Source organism: Microbulbifer salipaludis, assembly GCF_017303155.1.
Taxonomy (GTDB): Bacteria; Pseudomonadota; Gammaproteobacteria; order Pseudomonadales; family Cellvibrionaceae; genus Microbulbifer; species Microbulbifer salipaludis.
In genome coordinates this window covers 533,388-549,184 of record NZ_JAEKJR010000001.1, presented here as the reverse complement: position 1 = coordinate 549,184, position 15,797 = coordinate 533,388, and the positions used below count along the sequence as shown (strand labels likewise).

General features: G+C 55.9%; 12 protein-coding genes. 2 read left to right on the top strand and 10 right to left on the bottom strand.

Annotation, left to right across the window (positions count from 1 at the left end; genetic code table 11):
* Positions 1-55: 55 nt before the first annotated feature.
* From JF535_RS02230 to JF535_RS02220, 3 genes are read right to left on the bottom strand one after another with little or no spacing between them, the layout of a single operon-like run.
* Entirely contained in the window at positions 56-970 is a 915-nt protein-coding gene (locus JF535_RS02230; protein ID WP_206998509.1) for an SDR family NAD(P)-dependent oxidoreductase, read from the bottom strand.
* Between the two features lie 54 nt (positions 971-1,024).
* Entirely contained in the window at positions 1,025-1,483 is a 459-nt protein-coding gene (locus tag JF535_RS02225; RefSeq protein WP_206998507.1) for a MaoC family dehydratase, read from the bottom strand.
* Positions 1,484-1,518: 35 nt separating this feature from the next.
* Positions 1,519-3,321 carry an acyl-CoA dehydrogenase gene (locus tag JF535_RS02220; protein ID WP_206998505.1) on the bottom strand — a complete coding sequence of 601 codons (1,803 nt, stop codon included), beginning with the start codon at positions 3,319-3,321 and terminating at the stop codon, positions 1,519-1,521.
* Positions 3,322-3,490: 169 nt separating this feature from the next.
* Between JF535_RS02220 and JF535_RS02215 the strand changes: the two genes are divergently transcribed.
* Complete coding sequence (locus tag JF535_RS02215; RefSeq protein WP_206998503.1) at positions 3,491-4,324, top strand: helix-turn-helix domain-containing protein; 834 nt, start codon at positions 3,491-3,493, stop codon at positions 4,322-4,324.
* Between the two features lie 151 nt (positions 4,325-4,475).
* Here the strand turns inward: JF535_RS02215 and JF535_RS02210 are convergent, their stop codons facing one another.
* From JF535_RS02210 to JF535_RS02180, 7 genes are all read right to left on the bottom strand, one after another.
* Complete coding sequence (locus JF535_RS02210) at positions 4,476-6,254, bottom strand: acyl-CoA dehydrogenase C-terminal domain-containing protein (RefSeq protein WP_206998500.1); 1,779 nt, start codon at positions 6,252-6,254, stop codon at positions 4,476-4,478.
* Positions 6,255-6,358: 104 nt separating this feature from the next.
* A complete protein-coding gene (locus tag JF535_RS02205) occupies positions 6,359-7,963 on the bottom strand; it encodes an AMP-binding protein (protein WP_242523556.1) in 1,605 nt (534 codons plus the stop codon).
* 28 nt (positions 7,964-7,991) lie between these two features.
* Positions 7,992-9,410, bottom strand: coding sequence for an MFS transporter (locus JF535_RS02200; RefSeq protein WP_206998498.1), 1,419 nt, complete (start codon positions 9,408-9,410; stop codon positions 7,992-7,994).
* A 5-nt stretch (positions 9,411-9,415) separates the two neighbouring features.
* Positions 9,416-10,213: an SDR family NAD(P)-dependent oxidoreductase gene (locus JF535_RS02195; RefSeq protein ID WP_206998496.1), complete on the bottom strand. Its 798-nt coding sequence runs from the start codon at positions 10,211-10,213 to the stop codon at positions 9,416-9,418.
* Positions 10,214-10,224: 11 nt separating this feature from the next.
* Positions 10,225-11,397: a 3-hydroxyacyl-CoA dehydrogenase NAD-binding domain-containing protein gene (locus tag JF535_RS16915; RefSeq protein WP_206998494.1), complete on the bottom strand. Its 1,173-nt coding sequence runs from the start codon at positions 11,395-11,397 to the stop codon at positions 10,225-10,227.
* Between the two features lie 30 nt (positions 11,398-11,427).
* Entirely contained in the window at positions 11,428-12,237 is an 810-nt protein-coding gene (locus tag JF535_RS02185) for an acetoacetate decarboxylase family protein (RefSeq protein WP_242523555.1), read from the bottom strand.
* Positions 12,238-12,329: 92 nt separating this feature from the next.
* Positions 12,330-14,774, bottom strand: a complete 2,445-nt coding sequence (locus tag JF535_RS02180) for a TonB-dependent receptor (protein ID WP_206998491.1) — start codon at positions 14,772-14,774, stop codon at positions 12,330-12,332.
* Positions 14,775-15,062: 288 nt separating this feature from the next.
* On the opposite strand from JF535_RS02180, the gene JF535_RS02175 reads away from it, so the two are divergent.
* Entirely contained in the window at positions 15,063-15,710 is a 648-nt protein-coding gene (locus JF535_RS02175) for a TetR/AcrR family transcriptional regulator (protein ID WP_206998489.1), read from the top strand.
* Positions 15,711-15,797 lie beyond the last annotated feature (87 nt).

Here is a 15,797-nt window from a genome sequence, read left to right as displayed (position 1 = left end):
TGCACCCGTGCAAATGCGTTGGGTGCGGGAGATTGGTGGAAGTTAGCGGGATAAATCAAGCAGGCTGGGTACTGGCCATCGCCATAGTAAGGAATTTTTCCGTCTGCCCAGCGCCCGAGGCGAGCTCGCCCTGCGCACTTTGATCGCAAATTTTTTCCCAGTTTTCGATCACCACCTCCGGAGTTTGCACATCCGCAGGGATGAAGGTACCCGCTGTTTCAAACAAGCGCGTACTGGCGTAGCCACCCGCACCGGCACACAGAATAAAGCGGTTGGGGGCATCCTTACGGCATAGGGTGAGAGCGCCAGCGGTTACCGCTTCCGGTGTAAGCATTCCAAGTATCTCGGGTGGCATCAGATCTTCGGTCATGCGGGTACCGGCAGTCGGCGCCAGCGCATTCACGCGAATATCGTATTTCGCACCTTCGAGCACCAGGGTATTCATAAAGCCGAGCACCGCCATTTTGGCAGCGCCATAGTTGGACTGGCCAAAGTTGCCATACATGCCGCTGGAAGAAGTGGTCATCACGATGCGCCCATAATTCTGTGCGCGCATAATGTCCCATACCGCCTTGGTGCAGTTCACCGAGCCCATCACATGCACGTCCATCACCAGCTGGAAATCACTCAGTTCCATTTTGGCGAAGGATTTATCGCGCAGAATACCCGCGTTATTAATCAGAATGTCGACGCGGCCCCACTTGTCCATGGCCTGCTGTACCATGTCCTGAACCTCGTCAAACTTGGCTACGTTTGCACCATGTGCAATGGCTTCACCACCATTGGCCTCAATTTCCCGCACAACCGCTTGGGCCGCATCGGACGACGCACCGCTGCCGTCGCGGGCGCCACCCAGATCATTGACTACAACTTTCGCGCCGCGCGCAGCAAGTGCCAGCGCATGGGATTTACCAAGACCGTTGCCGGCGCCGGTTACGATGGCCACCTGGCCGTCAAAACGTACTGTCATTTTTTTCTCACTTGAATTGCTTGCATTATCAGTTTTCACGGTGGATTCTTGCATTCATGCAACCATTTGCATGGTCAGCCACTCAGCCTTGAGTGCCGGCTTTTCCTCACCCTCAATTTCCACACTCACATCAAACGTCAGCATGAACTGGCCAGGATTTTTTTCTTCCGCACTGGCAAGTTTTGCATGGGCGCGAATCCGGCTATCAACTTTCACCGGCGCGATAAAACGCACCTTGTCAAAGCCATAGTTAATACCCATGTAAGCACCTTCAATGGCAAGGCCAAACGTTTCTGCAAAATGGGACAGCATCGACAGCGATAAGAAGCCATGTGCGATGGTCGAGCCAAACGGCGTCTGTGCCGCGCGCTCTGGATCAACATGGATAAACTGATGATCCCGCGTCGCCTCGGCGAACAGATTAATCTGTTGTTGATTTACGCTGAACCAGTCTGTGGTTTTCAGCTCGGTACCGACGTGTTGCAACAGGCCTTCTTTGGTAACGGTGGTCATGGTATTTCCTGTGTTAACTACTAGCTTGGCAATCGTTAAAACCAATCCGGTTTCATTTCGAAGCTGGTGCCATCAATATCACGCACAAGCTTCGACCAGTGATAGATCTTCGGCAGCTCAGAGCGATAGAAGAACTGCATCGCCTGCAGCTTTCCGCGGTAAAAATGCTCGTCATCTTTATGCGGATTAGCCTGCAGCCCCGCATCTGCAGCGAGCCCCTGACGCAACCATATCCACGCGACCACGATATGCCCGAACATCTCCAGATAACTGACGGAGTTGGAGAAGACGAGGTCGATATTTTTTTCTGCGGTTGCACCGAGCACGGTAGTCGTAGTCTGCTGCAACTCGGTAAGCGCAGCGCCTAGCTGCCCAGCAAACAGGCTCAATTCCGTATCGCGCGCTTTGTCGATAGTGCCCTGCATTTCATTGAGTATTGCCTGATAACCGGCGAATTTATTCATCGGCACCTTGCGCCCGAGCAGGTCGAGGGACTGAATACCGGTGGTGCCTTCATGAATGGGGTTCAGGCGGTTGTCCCGGTAAAACATTTCCACCGGATGTTCATTGATATAGCCGTGGCCACCCATCACCTGGATTGCCAGGTCGTTGGCTTTGGGTCCGTATTCCGAGGGCCAGGTTTTAATAATCGGCGTCAGGAAATCCAGCAGGGTGTGCGCCTGGGTTCGGGCTTCTTCGGTTTCTGCTGTTTTTTCGTCGTCAGCAAGCTGGCTACCGAGTAAACACAGTGCATAGGCTCCTTCCGCATAGGCCTTTTGCGTGAGCAGCATACGGCGCACATCGGCGTGCTCGATAATCGGGATGGGCGGAGATTGCGGATCCTTGTTGCCCAATAGCCGGCCCTGAGGGCGCTCGCGTGCATAGTCAAGAGAATACTGGTAGCCGGTCAGCGCAGTGAGGGCAGCACCGGTGCCCACCATGATGCGTGCTTCATTCATCATGTGGAACATATACATCAGTCCCTTGTTCTCTTCACCCACGAGATAGGCTGTGGCACCGCCCTTTTCACCAAAGCTCAGCGCAGTGGATGTATGCCCGCGGCCACCCATTTTGTGGAACAGGCCTGCCAGCGCCACATCGTTGCGCTTACCAATGCTGCCGTCGTCGTTGAGCAGGAACTTGGGCACGATAAATAGCGATATACCTTTCACGCCCTTCGCCGCGCCTTTTACTCGGGCGAGTACCAGGTGCACGATGTTTTCGCTGAGCTCGTGGTCACCACCGGAGATAAAAATTTTGTTGCCCGTCAGTCGATAACTACCATCCGCCTCGCGGGTAGCGGTAGTAGTGAGGTCGGCGAGCCCAGAACCGGCACCGGGCTCGGTCATCGCCATGGTGCCCATAAAACGTCCTTCGCGCATGGGGCGCACCCAGGTTTCGATTTGCTCTTCCGAACCGTGCGCCTCAATCAGGTTGGCGTTGGCATTGGTGAGGGAGATGTATCCCAGTGTTGTACTGGCGATTGCCGATAGGTGCGCCTGAGCCACATTGGTTACTATTAATGGCAACTGCATGCCGCCACTTTTAAAGTCGCTGGCGGGGGCAGCAAGACCCGCCTCGATCACTGCATCCAGAGCGGGCTTGATTTCCGGTATCAGGTGCACTCTTTCACCGTCAAAGGTCGGCTCATTGGTGTCGACTTTCTTGCGGATTGGCAAGAAATGTTTCAGCGCAACCGTCTTGCCGATTTCGATAGCTGCGTCAAATGTCTCACGGCCGTGGTCCGCATAACGCGCACGGGCCGTGAGCGACTCCGCATCAAAGAGTTCATACAGCATAAATGCCAGATCCCGTTCGCTGAGTGCTTGAGCTGCCATAGGTCACCTAATCTCTGTTGTGCATTGGCGGTAGTCGGAATTTTTCCGCCTGGAGTCTTCTGGATTTGGGTATTGTTGACCTAGTTGTTAGACTCGGCCATTACCTCTCAGGTCAAGTTCGGAAGTGCCCAAGCAAACATGGCTGAGGCAGTGTATGTAAGGCGAGAAAATGAGCGATACGGTTTATCCAGCGTTTGGTCACCTGTTGCGCTTCTGGCGCAAGGTGCGAGGCGTCAGCCAGGAGGCTCTAGCGCTCGATCTGCAATCTTCAACCCGGCATATCAGCTTTCTTGAGAATGGCAAAGCACGCCCCAGTGAAGCGCTAGTTGAGGCGATCACCCAGGCTCTTTTACTCGGCGAGCGGGACGGGAGCTACCTGCGACTGGCAGCAGGATATCTTGCGCGCAGCCACGCCGTTGACTTCGATGCGCCAGAGTTCAAATGGCTGCGCAAGGCCACCCTGTTTTCGCTGAAGGCGATGGACCCCTACCCAGCAGTGCTCATGGACCGCTATGGCCGCTTGTTGATGGTCAACCGGAGCTGGGTCGCCTTCTACAAAGAGGTCGTTAGCCCCGAGGAGCTGGTCGAGGTAGGAAATCATTTCGAATTTTTGTTCCGGCGTCCGTCGGAAGGTTCTGCGCAGGAACCCTGGCGCCATATGCTGGCAATGATCCTGATGTATGCCCAGCAGGAGGCCCTGTTGACCGATGACCCCATCTACCACGGGATGGTGCGTGAACTCGCAGCCCACCCTGGTGTACCGGACGACTGGGCCCAGATTGCTTCACAGCTCGAGCCTATGGCCAGTTACCGTGTGCAGCAACGCTACAAAGGCAAACTCTTGAGCTTTTTCAATGTCAGCCTGAATGTGGGTGCGGTGGGCCCCGCATCCTACGTGTCGGAACCTCGTCTGGCGATCAACACGCTTTATCCGGAGGATGAAGCGCTCGAGCTAAGCGACGCGCTGGATAGCGATCTCTCACACCCGCTGCTGTTTTATTAACCACAAGTAAACAAGGCGTTTCGGAGCACCCACACAGATTTACCCAGACACCTGCGGTCAACCCAGCTCCCGTGCAGCCTTTTTTAGGACTTTCCCAGTGCCAGTGTGAGTGGACGGAATGGTGCTCGGTCGGCCCATTGTGCTGCCCCGGTTATCGACCCGCGAGGGTGTCAAAGTCCGTATCGTCCAGGGCCATCAGACTGTCGGCACCCGCGCGCATCTGTTCCGCCAGGCTGCTGCAGCGTGGCAATATCTTGTCGAAATAGAAGCGTGCCGTTACGGCCTTGGCACGATAAAAAGCATCCGCACCTTCCCGCACTTCAGGGACACTGGCCATGCGCCCCCATTGCCAGCCAAGCAATACATAGCCGGAGTACATCAGATAATCCACCGATGCGGCACCGAGCTCGTCAATATTTTCACTGACGGCGCTGAATAGTGTCACGGTAATGGCCTGCCATTCTTCAAGGCGCGCAGAGAGACGCTGTGCGTAGTCTGCATTCATTCCTTCCATGTCGGCACGAATACGGACAATGACCTGCTCCAGAGAGGCCCCCTGGTCGCGTAGCACCTTACGTGCCAGGAGGTCCAGTGCCTGAATACCAGTGGTGCCCTCATACATGGTGGTGATACGTGCATCGCGTAGGTTTTGTTCCATTCCCCACTCGCGAATATAGCCATGGCCTCCATACACCTGCATGCCGATATTCGCGCATTCGATGCCCATTTCGGTCATGAAGCCTTTGGCGATTGGCGTGTAAAAAGCGAGGAAACTGGCGGCTTCTGCCGCTGCCTCGGCATCGGTGCCCAGTTCGATGTCTACCAGCTGCCCCAGACTGTGCAGCAATGCACGGCTACCTTCGGTCAGTGCGCGGATGGTCAGCAGCATGCGCCGGACATCCGGATGTACGATCAGCCTGTCCGCCGGGCGGGCTGGCACTTTCGTGCCAGATAACGCACGCCCGGCTTCGCGTTCAGTCGCATAGCTGAGCGCCCCTTGCAGCGCGATTTCGCCATGGGCAAGGCCTTCCAGCGCAACGCCGAGGCGCGCAGAATTCATAAAGGTAAACATGGCCAATAGCCCACGGTGCGGCTCACCAATGAGAAAGCCCCGGGCACCGTCAAAATTCATCACGCAGGTGGCGTTGCCATGAATGCCCATTTTGTGTTCGAGCGAGCCGCACTGGACCGCATTGCGTACGCCAGGTTCGCCGTGCGGGTCGGGTAAAAACTTGGGGACAATAAACAACGAAATACCGCGAGTACCCGCGGGTGCGTCGGGCAGCCGCGCCAATACCAGGTGAACAATATTTTCACTGAGGTCATGTTCACCGGCACTGATAAAAATTTTGGTACCACTGATGGAATAAGAGCCGTCTTCCCGTGTTTCCGCGCGGGTACGTAAGAAACTGAGGTCACTGCCACATTGAGGCTCGGTCAGGCACATAGTGCCTGTCCAGGCGCCGCTGGTCAGCTTAGGCAAATAGATTGCTTGCAGGGATTCTGTGCCATGGGCCAGCAGCGTTCCGCGACAACCCGCACTCAAGCCAGGATACATTGCCCAGGCATGGTTCGCCTGACTCAGGCATTCGGACACCATAAAGTCGAGGGACTTTGGCAATGCTTGTCCCCCAAAAGCGGTGGGCATGCTGAGGCCGGGCCAACCGCCATCAATATATTGCCGATAGGCGTCGGCAAAACCGTCGGGTGTCTTTACCCCGTCTTCGTTCCACAGGCAGCCCTGCTCATCGCCAGTGCGATTTAATGGGTAAATCACCTCTTCACTAAAGCGCGCCGCCTCCTCGAGAATGGCGTTACGTAGCTCACAATCCAGCGGCTCGCCACCTGCGAGACTTGCGTAGTGTTTCTGCGCGTTAAGTAGCTTGTCCGCTAGGAACTGTACATCGCGGATGGGTGCTTTGTAGGGCATGGCGTTCTCACATCGGTTAGCCAAAGAATGCACCTGCGGATTTTCCGTCAAGCAGGGGCAATCGGGGATTATTGGTCGGCGCGGACAATAAAATCGCGTTGTGACTATTTGCGCAGGTCTCGGCGCAGTACTTTGCCAACAGCCGATTTGGGTAACGCTTCGATAAATTCAATATGCTTGGGGACTTTATATGGGGTCAGTAATTTGCGGCAGTGTTCCCGTAGTGAATCTGCATCGCCTGAGTCACTGGCGGCAACAACGAAGACCTTGATGGCTTCGCCCGTGCGTTCATCGGACACGCCTATCGCGGCACATTCGAAAACATCCGGATGCGCGGTCAATACATCTTCAATTTCATTTGGATAGACATTAAAGCCGGAGACCAAAATCATGTCTTTGATACGGTCAACGATTCGAATAAACCCATCTTCCTGGATCACGGCGACATCACCGGTGCGAAACCAGCCATCACGGTCAATTACCGCGACACTTTCCTCCGGACGATTCCAGTAGCCCTTGAGCACCTGTGGGCCACGTACCGCCAGTTCACCCGCCTCGCCGTTGGCGAGGGTTTCTCCGTCGGCGTCGATGACTTTGACCTGCATTGCCGGCAATGGTTTTCCGACCGTACCTAATTGATGTGCTGTAGGCACATTACAGGTAAGTGATGAGCTGGTTTCAGACATCGCATAGCCTTCAAATAACAGCGTGCCCGTACGGCGCTGCCACTCTTCCGCGACCGAGCTGACCAGCGCAGCGCCTCCGGCAATCGAGCCACGCAGTGCGCTGAAATCAATTTGCTCAAATTCGGGATGTCGCATCAAGCCGGCAAACAGGGTGTTGACCCCGGCGAATCCGGTAAAGCGATGTGTCTTCATCGCCTGTATCAAGCTGTCGAGATTACGAGGGTCTGGAATGAGGACGGAGTGCACTCCGTTCATACAGCAGCTGATCACGTTCCAGGTGAAGCCGTAAATGTGGTACAGCGGCATCGGCGCGATCACGATACCATCGTTGCGCTCATTTTCGTCCAACGCACTGCTGGTTTGCCACGAACTTGCATACAGGTTGCCGTGCGTCAGCATCGCACCTTTGGATACGCCTGTGGTACCGCCGGTGTACTGGAGCACGGCAAGGCTCTCCATCGAACACTCCGCGGGCGGCGAAAGCCTGTCCCAGAATTGCGAGAGAACCTGGCCAAAGGCGACAAACCGCTCGGCACAGCCCGCAGGCAGCACCTGTTCGGGATCGGGCTTGGCCGCATTGGCGACCAACACGTGTGGAACGCCAAGCTTGGTTGCGATACGACCAGTGACTGGCAGGCAACCCTCATATACCAGCAGTGCTTTGATGTCGGCATCTTTAAACTGGTGGTGAATTTCCCGCTCCGTGTACATCGGGTTTGTATTCACGATGACTACGCCTGCGCGGAGCGCCCCCCAAACCGCAATCGGATATGCAAGAATATTCGGCAATTGGATTGCCATGCGATCACCAGATTGCAACCCAACACTCAAGAGATATGTGGCAAATGCTCGACTGCAGCTATCCAGTTCAGAGAATGTAAGCTCTTGCCCCACACAGGAGAACGCCACCTTTTTAGCGTATACCGGAACAGAGGCGTCAAATGCCTCGACCAAGTTGCGAAAGCCCTCCGGATTAATCTTCCGCAGCATTGCTTGCCCATAGTCGAATTCGGTTTCAATCATGCTTTGTACCTGTTTTTGCGCAGCGAAATCAACCGGCGGCAACCGCGTCTCTATCCAAGCCGCTGGACGCTTCCTGCTCGCGACGGGAACGGTAGAATGAAAATATATAGACACTGGCAAGCATAATTAGCGAAATACCGGGCCCGTATGCCAAACCCAACCGGGCCAGCATATCGGCAGTAACGTCAGTAGGCGAAATCGAATCGGTAAAGCCCGCAAAATCAAGAATAAATCCGGCACACAGTGTTCCTACGCCAAATGTCACTTTTTGAATCAGCATCAGTGCAGAATTCAGCGACCCCTCCTGACGCAAACCAGATTCGATCTCAATATCGTCGGTAACATCTGCAGCCATGGAGGCCGTGATGCTCATTGCACCAATAAAAAAGGTTTGGTGAACCACAACAAATAAACAAACAAAAACCAGTAAGCCAGAGGTGCCACTAGCAGGCGCCAGGTCATAAATACGGGCGAGCACCGGAATTGGGCCGACCAGTGCCGCGGCCACCAGGAATAGCATCAAGCTGCGGCGCTTACCCACCTGTGCGGTAACCTTTATGGTAAGAATCGTGGCAGGAATCAATGCCACAAAGACACACAGCATAAAGGCCCCTGTCTGCACGCTGCTGAATCCATAGAAGAACGTATTCACGTGCAGGAGCATTGTATTGGCGGTGCCCATGCTACAAACCAAAATGAGACTACCCAGAAAAAGTATTCGAGCAGAAGGCACCCGGAAAAATTTGAGGATGTCTGTGAACGCGCAATGCCATGCGCGGTCCTGCTGCTCGACGGTTGCCTGTTTTAAATATGGTATACGTGAACGTGTGCCCCACACGGCGATCGCCATACCCACAAGGGACAATATTGCCGCTGCCAACCCAACATTTTGGTAGCCACTGGCTAAGTCACCCTCACGCGTAGCGATAGGGATGAGAATAAACCACGCAAGTATCTGCAGGCTGATACCTCCTGCATATCCCCAAAAGGTGCGATGCAAAACAATATTGGTGCGCTCGTGATAGTCGTCGCTGAGTTCCGCCGCCATCGCCATATGCGGCACGACGAAAAAAGTCAGTGCCGTACGCACGAGGATGGCTGTGCATATGTACCACGCAAACAGGCCACCATCAGCGAGCCCCGCGGGAGGATTAAAAATTGCGAACAAGGACAGGGATACGGGCAGCATCGATACTGCCATAAATGGATGGCGTCGCCCCCAACGTCGAGATTTAGACTTATCCGATAGATATCCCACTATCGGATCAGAAATCGCATCCGCAATAATGGAAAGCATCGCCGCGAGACCGGCAATACTGGGCGACATCCCGAGTATTTGCGTGTAATAGAAAAATAAAAAGTAGTGGAAGCACGAGTCTTTTGCGGCCCAGGCAAACTGCCCCATACCGTAAGCATTTTTGGTCGAACTTGTTAAAGCATTTTGCATAGTTATTAACCTGCAGTGAGTCCGCCATCCAGAACCATTTCGGTACCGGTCATATAGCAGGAGGATGGGCTGGCCAGATGCACAATGGCTCGCGCGACTTCTGCGCTGCGGGCAAAACGTCGCAGTGGGATTTGTCGGTGCAGATAGCGACTGGCGCTATCGACATCGGCAAACATCTGTTCGCTGACCAACTGTTTGACCAGGGCATCGCCCATGTCGTTTTCGATCATGCCCGGATTGACACAGTTCACCCGCACCCCGCTGGGGGCAAGTTCCAGAGCCAGTGATTTACTGAAGAGCTGAAGGCCGCCCTTGGTCATGTTGTAGAGGGTTTGATTAGCGACCCCGACCAATCCGGCGATAGAAGATACGTTGACGATCGCGGCATCGCCGCACTGACTGGCACTGTGTCGCAACAGCGGAAGGGTGGCCTGGCAGCCAAGGAAAACTCCCTTGAGGTTGGTTTCTACCTGTTGATAGAAATCGGTCTCCGAGCAATTTTCCAGCGCGCGGGCAATATGTACCCCGGCATTATTGATCAGAATATGTAGTGCCCCGAAGTGGGCCTCAATGTGTTCAAGCAGGGTGCGCCAACTTTCCGGTGACGTCACATCAAGGCTCACAAAGCGTGCCTCGCCACCTTCTTCGCTGATGGCCTGCGCGACCGCCTCACCCTGTGCTCGGCTGCGGGCCGCGAGTATGACGGTAGCACCCGATCGGGCGAGCTGACGCGCCGCTTCCGCTCCCACGCCACGCGAGGCACCGGTGACTAGCGCGATTTTTCCGCAGAGTTCCTGATTCATCATTACCTCCATCAGGCCGGTACAGCGGCAGCCAGAGCGGCGTGCGCTTGTTGCCGTTGCGCGTCATTGAGCAGCGACAGATCACTGTGGGCCGAGAGTACCGTGTCTCGCAAGGCAAAGCTCCCACTGGTGTTGACCAACTCAAGTGGCGCGGTTTCCAAACCCGTGCCAACCCGCCACGCAAGGTCAACTTCTGTGGCGGTAGCAGCGCCATCAGCGACAATTAGTAGACCGGCCTGCACGACATTAGCCATCAGCGCGGTAAATATTTCCTCTTTACTACGCTCTTGCCGGATAAAATGTTCTGAGACATAGCTCGGGGCGGGGTATGTATAAAAGCCACGGCCAGATTTCATGCCGATGTAGCCGGACTCAACAAACGACTGCAAATATGCAGTGATCTCTGCTTTGAATTGCGCGCGCTCGAGGGTTTGAGCAGGGCGGTTCCAGCTATCCAGCACCACGTTCAGGCCAAAGAAATCCATCATTCCGAAGGGGCCCATGGGGGCGCCCATATTACGCATCCACGCCCGATCGACCTGTTCGATACTCGCTCGAGAACGGGTCACCAGTAGCACGGCTGTGGTGAGTAGTGGTCCCAACAGAGAGTTGAGTAGGTAGCCGGGGTATTCCTTGTGCAGCACCATGGGCACGCATCCGAGGCTGCGCACATAATTTTCTAGCACCTGTGCAACGTGGCGCTGGGCTCTAGGGCCCGGGACAATATCGATCAACGGCGCGCCCAGATAGGAATGCAGCGCAGCAAAGGTTTCGCCGCTCTTTAGTCCTGTATCGATCTCGGACGGCAACAATGCTGAGGTATTTGTGGTGAGCAGGGTGCCCGGGCACATGTGCGCCTCGACTTGCTGCAGGACCGCGCGCTTTACCTCAAGGGTCTCTGTAACTGACTCACTGATCAGGTCCACACCACTGAGGGCCGCCGCTAGATCATCGGAGGTAGCCACCCGCTCCCAGCAGTGATCGATGGCAGACCGAGTTACTTTGCCACTGGCGACCAGCATTGCGGCAATTTCTTTCTGGCGCACTGGGACGTCAGCGATTGCACGGGAGTCGCGGTCGTACAGCGTTACCTCGTAGCCGGCCAGGGCGGCAATCAAGGCATTGTAGCTACCCATGGTGCCCGCGCCGATATAGCAGATTTTTTTTATGCTTTTCTGGTTCACTACTTCTTACCTGTGACGTCGCGGCGTGGTCTAGCGGATGGCGCGGGGCAATCGGTCCGGCACCAGCAAGTTGACACTACAGCGCGCAACCAGTGCCGGGCGATATTCGATCACGGGCAGGGCCTGTATCGCATTGACGATATGAAACTGGGTGGGGTTCTGGTCCCAGGTGAGCTGTTGCCATGCCAGCTTTCCATTACCCACGTGAACTTCGTGATAGTGGGTTTCGGACGGAAAAGTGGTGGCTTCACTGATGCTGGAGCCAAAGCCGCCGATCGCGGGCATGTAGCGCCAGGCCATGGGGTTGTCGCGCCCCTGTTGTGCTGCAGTCGATGCCGCAATTTCCTCAGCCGTGGGTGGACGGAGGCTGTCAATTTGCATGTCGACAATCGGGTTGTCGAAATGTCTGGCTTCGGCGCGCCAGAGTCCATCGGTGACTGTGTGCTCTGGAATATCGGCGTAAATTTTCGGGATACCCTGCAACTCGCGTCCCGTCAATATTGGGTCGGTCAGGTTTTCCCACATGGCCAGCGTATAGGTACCGCGCAGCTGCTCACGCTCGCCGGCAAAACGGGCATCGGCATGCACGCCGATGAGGTTGTAGCCGTGTCCTGCGAGCCAGTCGACTTGTTTGTTACTGGCGTAGACCACAGTAATCAAAGGCTCTTCATCAACCGTGAATGGTTCGGGCAGGTAGCTGGCCAGTTTGTCCCGGTCGGTAACATACGACACGACCATCATGGTGACATCACGGTACCATCCGCTAGCGCGCGCATCGCTGCCTCGGGGGCCGAAGTGCGCAGGCATCGCGAACGGCTGGCTGGCTGGAAGATCTCGCATGGATACCTCTGGCGTTTGGGAAGGGGCTAGCTGCACGGCCCGTGCAGCTGTGGCAAATTGCCGGGGGTGCAGTTGCGCCCCCGCGGTTCGGGTTAGAAGTTGTATTTCATTCGTAATCCGATCAGGCGAGGATCGCTCAACGTTGACACCGCAGTCTGTGTCACCGTGCTCGGGCGCTCGCGGTATGTCACATGGCGATCGTCACTCAGGTTCTTGATGAAGCCTGTCACTTCCCAGGTGTCATCCAGCGAAGCCACATTCAGCCGCAGGTCGATGCGGTCACTGGAATCCAGCAGGTCATAGTCGCCACGATTGAAGGCGGTCATGTACTGGTCGCTGGTGTACAGATAGCTACCGGTGGCGCTCCATGCGAGGCTCATGGCTTCCCAGCTGTAAGTCAGGTTGGCGGATGCCTTTTGCTCAGGGCTCAAGGGGAAGCGATTGGCCGTCAGGTCCTGCTCTTGGGTGCAAAGCGGGTCGAACACGAGACCCTGCGCCTGGGGGCCGAGGGCACAGGCATTGAAGTCAGCGGAGCTGAATTCATCAAAGCGGGTGTCGTTGTAAGAGTATGTACCGCTGAGCAAGAGGTTGTCGGTCAGCAGGGCCTGGAACTCTGTCTCGAAGCCAGTTGCGGTGGACTCTGCCGCGTTCTCGTAGCTCGCAAGGCTAACCCCGTTGACCACGGTCTGCTTGAGTACCTGCATATCCTCGTAGGCATAGTGATACACGGAGGCGCTGAGGTTGATGCGGTTGTTCGCGAAGCTGCCACGGTAGCCGAACTCGGTGGAGGTGAGAGTCTCTGGCTCGACCATATCGATCTCGGGGTTGGCGGTGGGCTGCAGCAGGTTGAAACCACCGGAACGGTAGCCGGTCGCCACAAAGCCATACAGAAAGTGGTCTTCATTCAGGGTGTAGTCGAGCCCCAGCTTCCAGGTTGGCTGGTCCCAGGTGTCGCTGCCGGTGTGGGCCACGACCGGGTCTGCGGGGTCGCCAACGTACTGGGCGAATGTGTTGTCGCGGCCGGTCTTTTCGTCCTCGGAGTAGCGCAGGCCCAGGGTTACCACCAGGTCATCGGTCGCGCTCCAGTCCATCTGGCCGTATACCGCGGTCGAGGTGGTTTCCAGTTCGGCATCGGCTTTGTACAGGTAGCCTTCCGGATTTACGCCCTGGCCAATGAAGCTGCCTAGAGTCGCGTATACCGCCATCAGTTCCGCATTGCGCTCTTGATAGTAGATGTCCTGGGCTTCATCGCTGTTGTAGTAGTAGAGACCACCGATAAAGTTAATCGGCCCTTCCAGGTCAGTGCTCACCTGCAGCTCGTGGGAAGTGAATTCCGACTCTTGCTCAAACCCGAAAATCAGGTCAGAGGGCGTAGCGCCGATGCCGGTGATCAGGGACATCGGCAAGGGGCCGAAATCCGGGGTGGTCAGGTACAGGTTGTTCCAGTCCAGGCCGGAATTTTCTGCCGCAGTTAGGTCGGCATCCAGGGCACGACTGAAATCGAACTTGGAGTGGCCCGCGGTGTACTTGACGGTGAAACCTTCACGATCAAGCTCGCTGGTAAAGAACACCGCATCGCGCTCGCTGCTCTGGGTCGGGGCAAAGTCGATGGACACTTGGTTCGGGTTGGTGACGCCAGGGTTTTCGGCAGTCATGCCCTGGTGCATGTTGGCGAAGTTCTGGCCGGGGAACATGCCCGGGAAGTTCAGCACGGTAGCACCCACATAGGCGTCGCGGACTTCCTGCACATAGCCGGTGGAGAAAGGCTCCAGCGTGTAGCCATTGGACGGGTTAGTGTCCGACTGGGAGCGCATCACTTTCAGGGTGTTGGACCAGCTGTCGGTGGTGTCGTGCTTCAGGCTGACGGTTGCATACTGGTTTTCGCGGTTGTCGTAGTCATCGCCGTTGTAGACGTTCTCCTGGAAACCGTCGCGGCGGATATCGGACAGGGCGGCGAGGATAGACAGCTTTTCGGTGACCGGGCCGCTGGTCAATACCTGCGCGGTGCTCTGGCCGTAGTTGCCGAGCTCCGCAACCACGGTGGTGCCCCATTTTTCACTGTCTGGCTGCTTGCTGACAAAATTGATGGCGCCACCGATGGAGTTCCGGCCATAGAGTGTGCCCTGAGGGCCGCGAAGCACCTCGACCCGCTCAATGTCCAAGAAGTTGGACATATTTAACACATCGGTTTCGGTGTTATAAACCCCATCCCAGTACAGGCCAACACCAGGGTCCGAACCGAGCGCCGTATTCGGGCGGCCAATACCGCGGATACTGATCCGGCTGGGCGCAATGGTCAGGGAGGGCGCTCGGGCAGCCAGATCGGCGGAGTCGTCGATGCCGATTGCATCGCGGGCCTCACTATTGAATGCGGAGACGGCCGCAGCGGTCTCCATCAGGCCAGACTCGCGCTTGTTGGCGGTAACCACGACTTCTTCCAGAGTCGAGTCAGCCATGGCGGGAACTGCCGCCGCCAGTGCGGCAACCGCTGCGCACAGCCTGTGAGCAGGGAATCGCTTGTGGAATTTGGACTTCATGCTGGTAGACCTCCAGGCCTTTTTATCGTTGTAAGTGCGGTTGCCTGCTGATCGGCGCCATGCCGGCTGGGCTGTCCCGCTATTAGCACTAACATCTATCGCTATCGCAAGTAAACTTGCACGCTGACAAATTTATCCCTATTCATTTGTCTGGTCAACAAATAAATGGCTGAAATTTCTGCGATCGCACGCTATCCCTCATGTTAAAATTACCACGGCAGACCATCTTCTGGTTATTTTTTGTTCAACTCGTTCCCGGTTGGAATGGTGTAATCACGCGAGGTTCCTATGTCATCGGCAACAGCCACTCCGTCTAGTGGGCGGACACGGCGCGTACAGGAGAGGGCCGAGACCACCAAAGCCAAGCTTCTGGATGCCGGACAACTGATGTTTTCCGAGCGCGGTTTTGATGCAGTATCTCTACGCGACATTGAGAATGCCGCCAAGATCAAACGCGGGCTGCTGGCGTATCACTTTGGAGATAAGGAGTCTTTCTGGAAATCGGTAGTGGCGACCGTGTTCAACGGAATGCACGATGAGTTTGAGCAGCGTTTGGGGTTACTGCGCGAAGTGTCGGAAAGCGAGCACCTCGCGTTTATTGTGCGTTTTTATGTGGGCTATCACGCGCGCCACCCGGAGCTGAGCCGGCTGATGGCCCAGGAGGCCACTCAGGATACTTGGCGGATCCAGCACTTGATTGAGCTGTACATTGCTCCTGCCTGCGAGAAGATGCAGCGGCTGGTGGGTGACTCGCTGCAACTGGACAGGGACGCGTTTATTCACTGGTACTACATCATGGTCAGCGCCTCTTCGACCATTTTCTCTTTTGCACCGGAATGCCGCCGCCTGTTCAATATCGATCCTTGCGAAGAAGCACGCGTCGACCGACATGCCGATATGCTAGTACAAATGCTGCTGCGCCTGAGGGACGACTAATCCTTCGCTCCAGACCGTAATCGTCAACTAGGTCGCGCTTTATCTGGCCGGTCTGGGTATCGTTATTCCAGACCGCTGACACCTGCT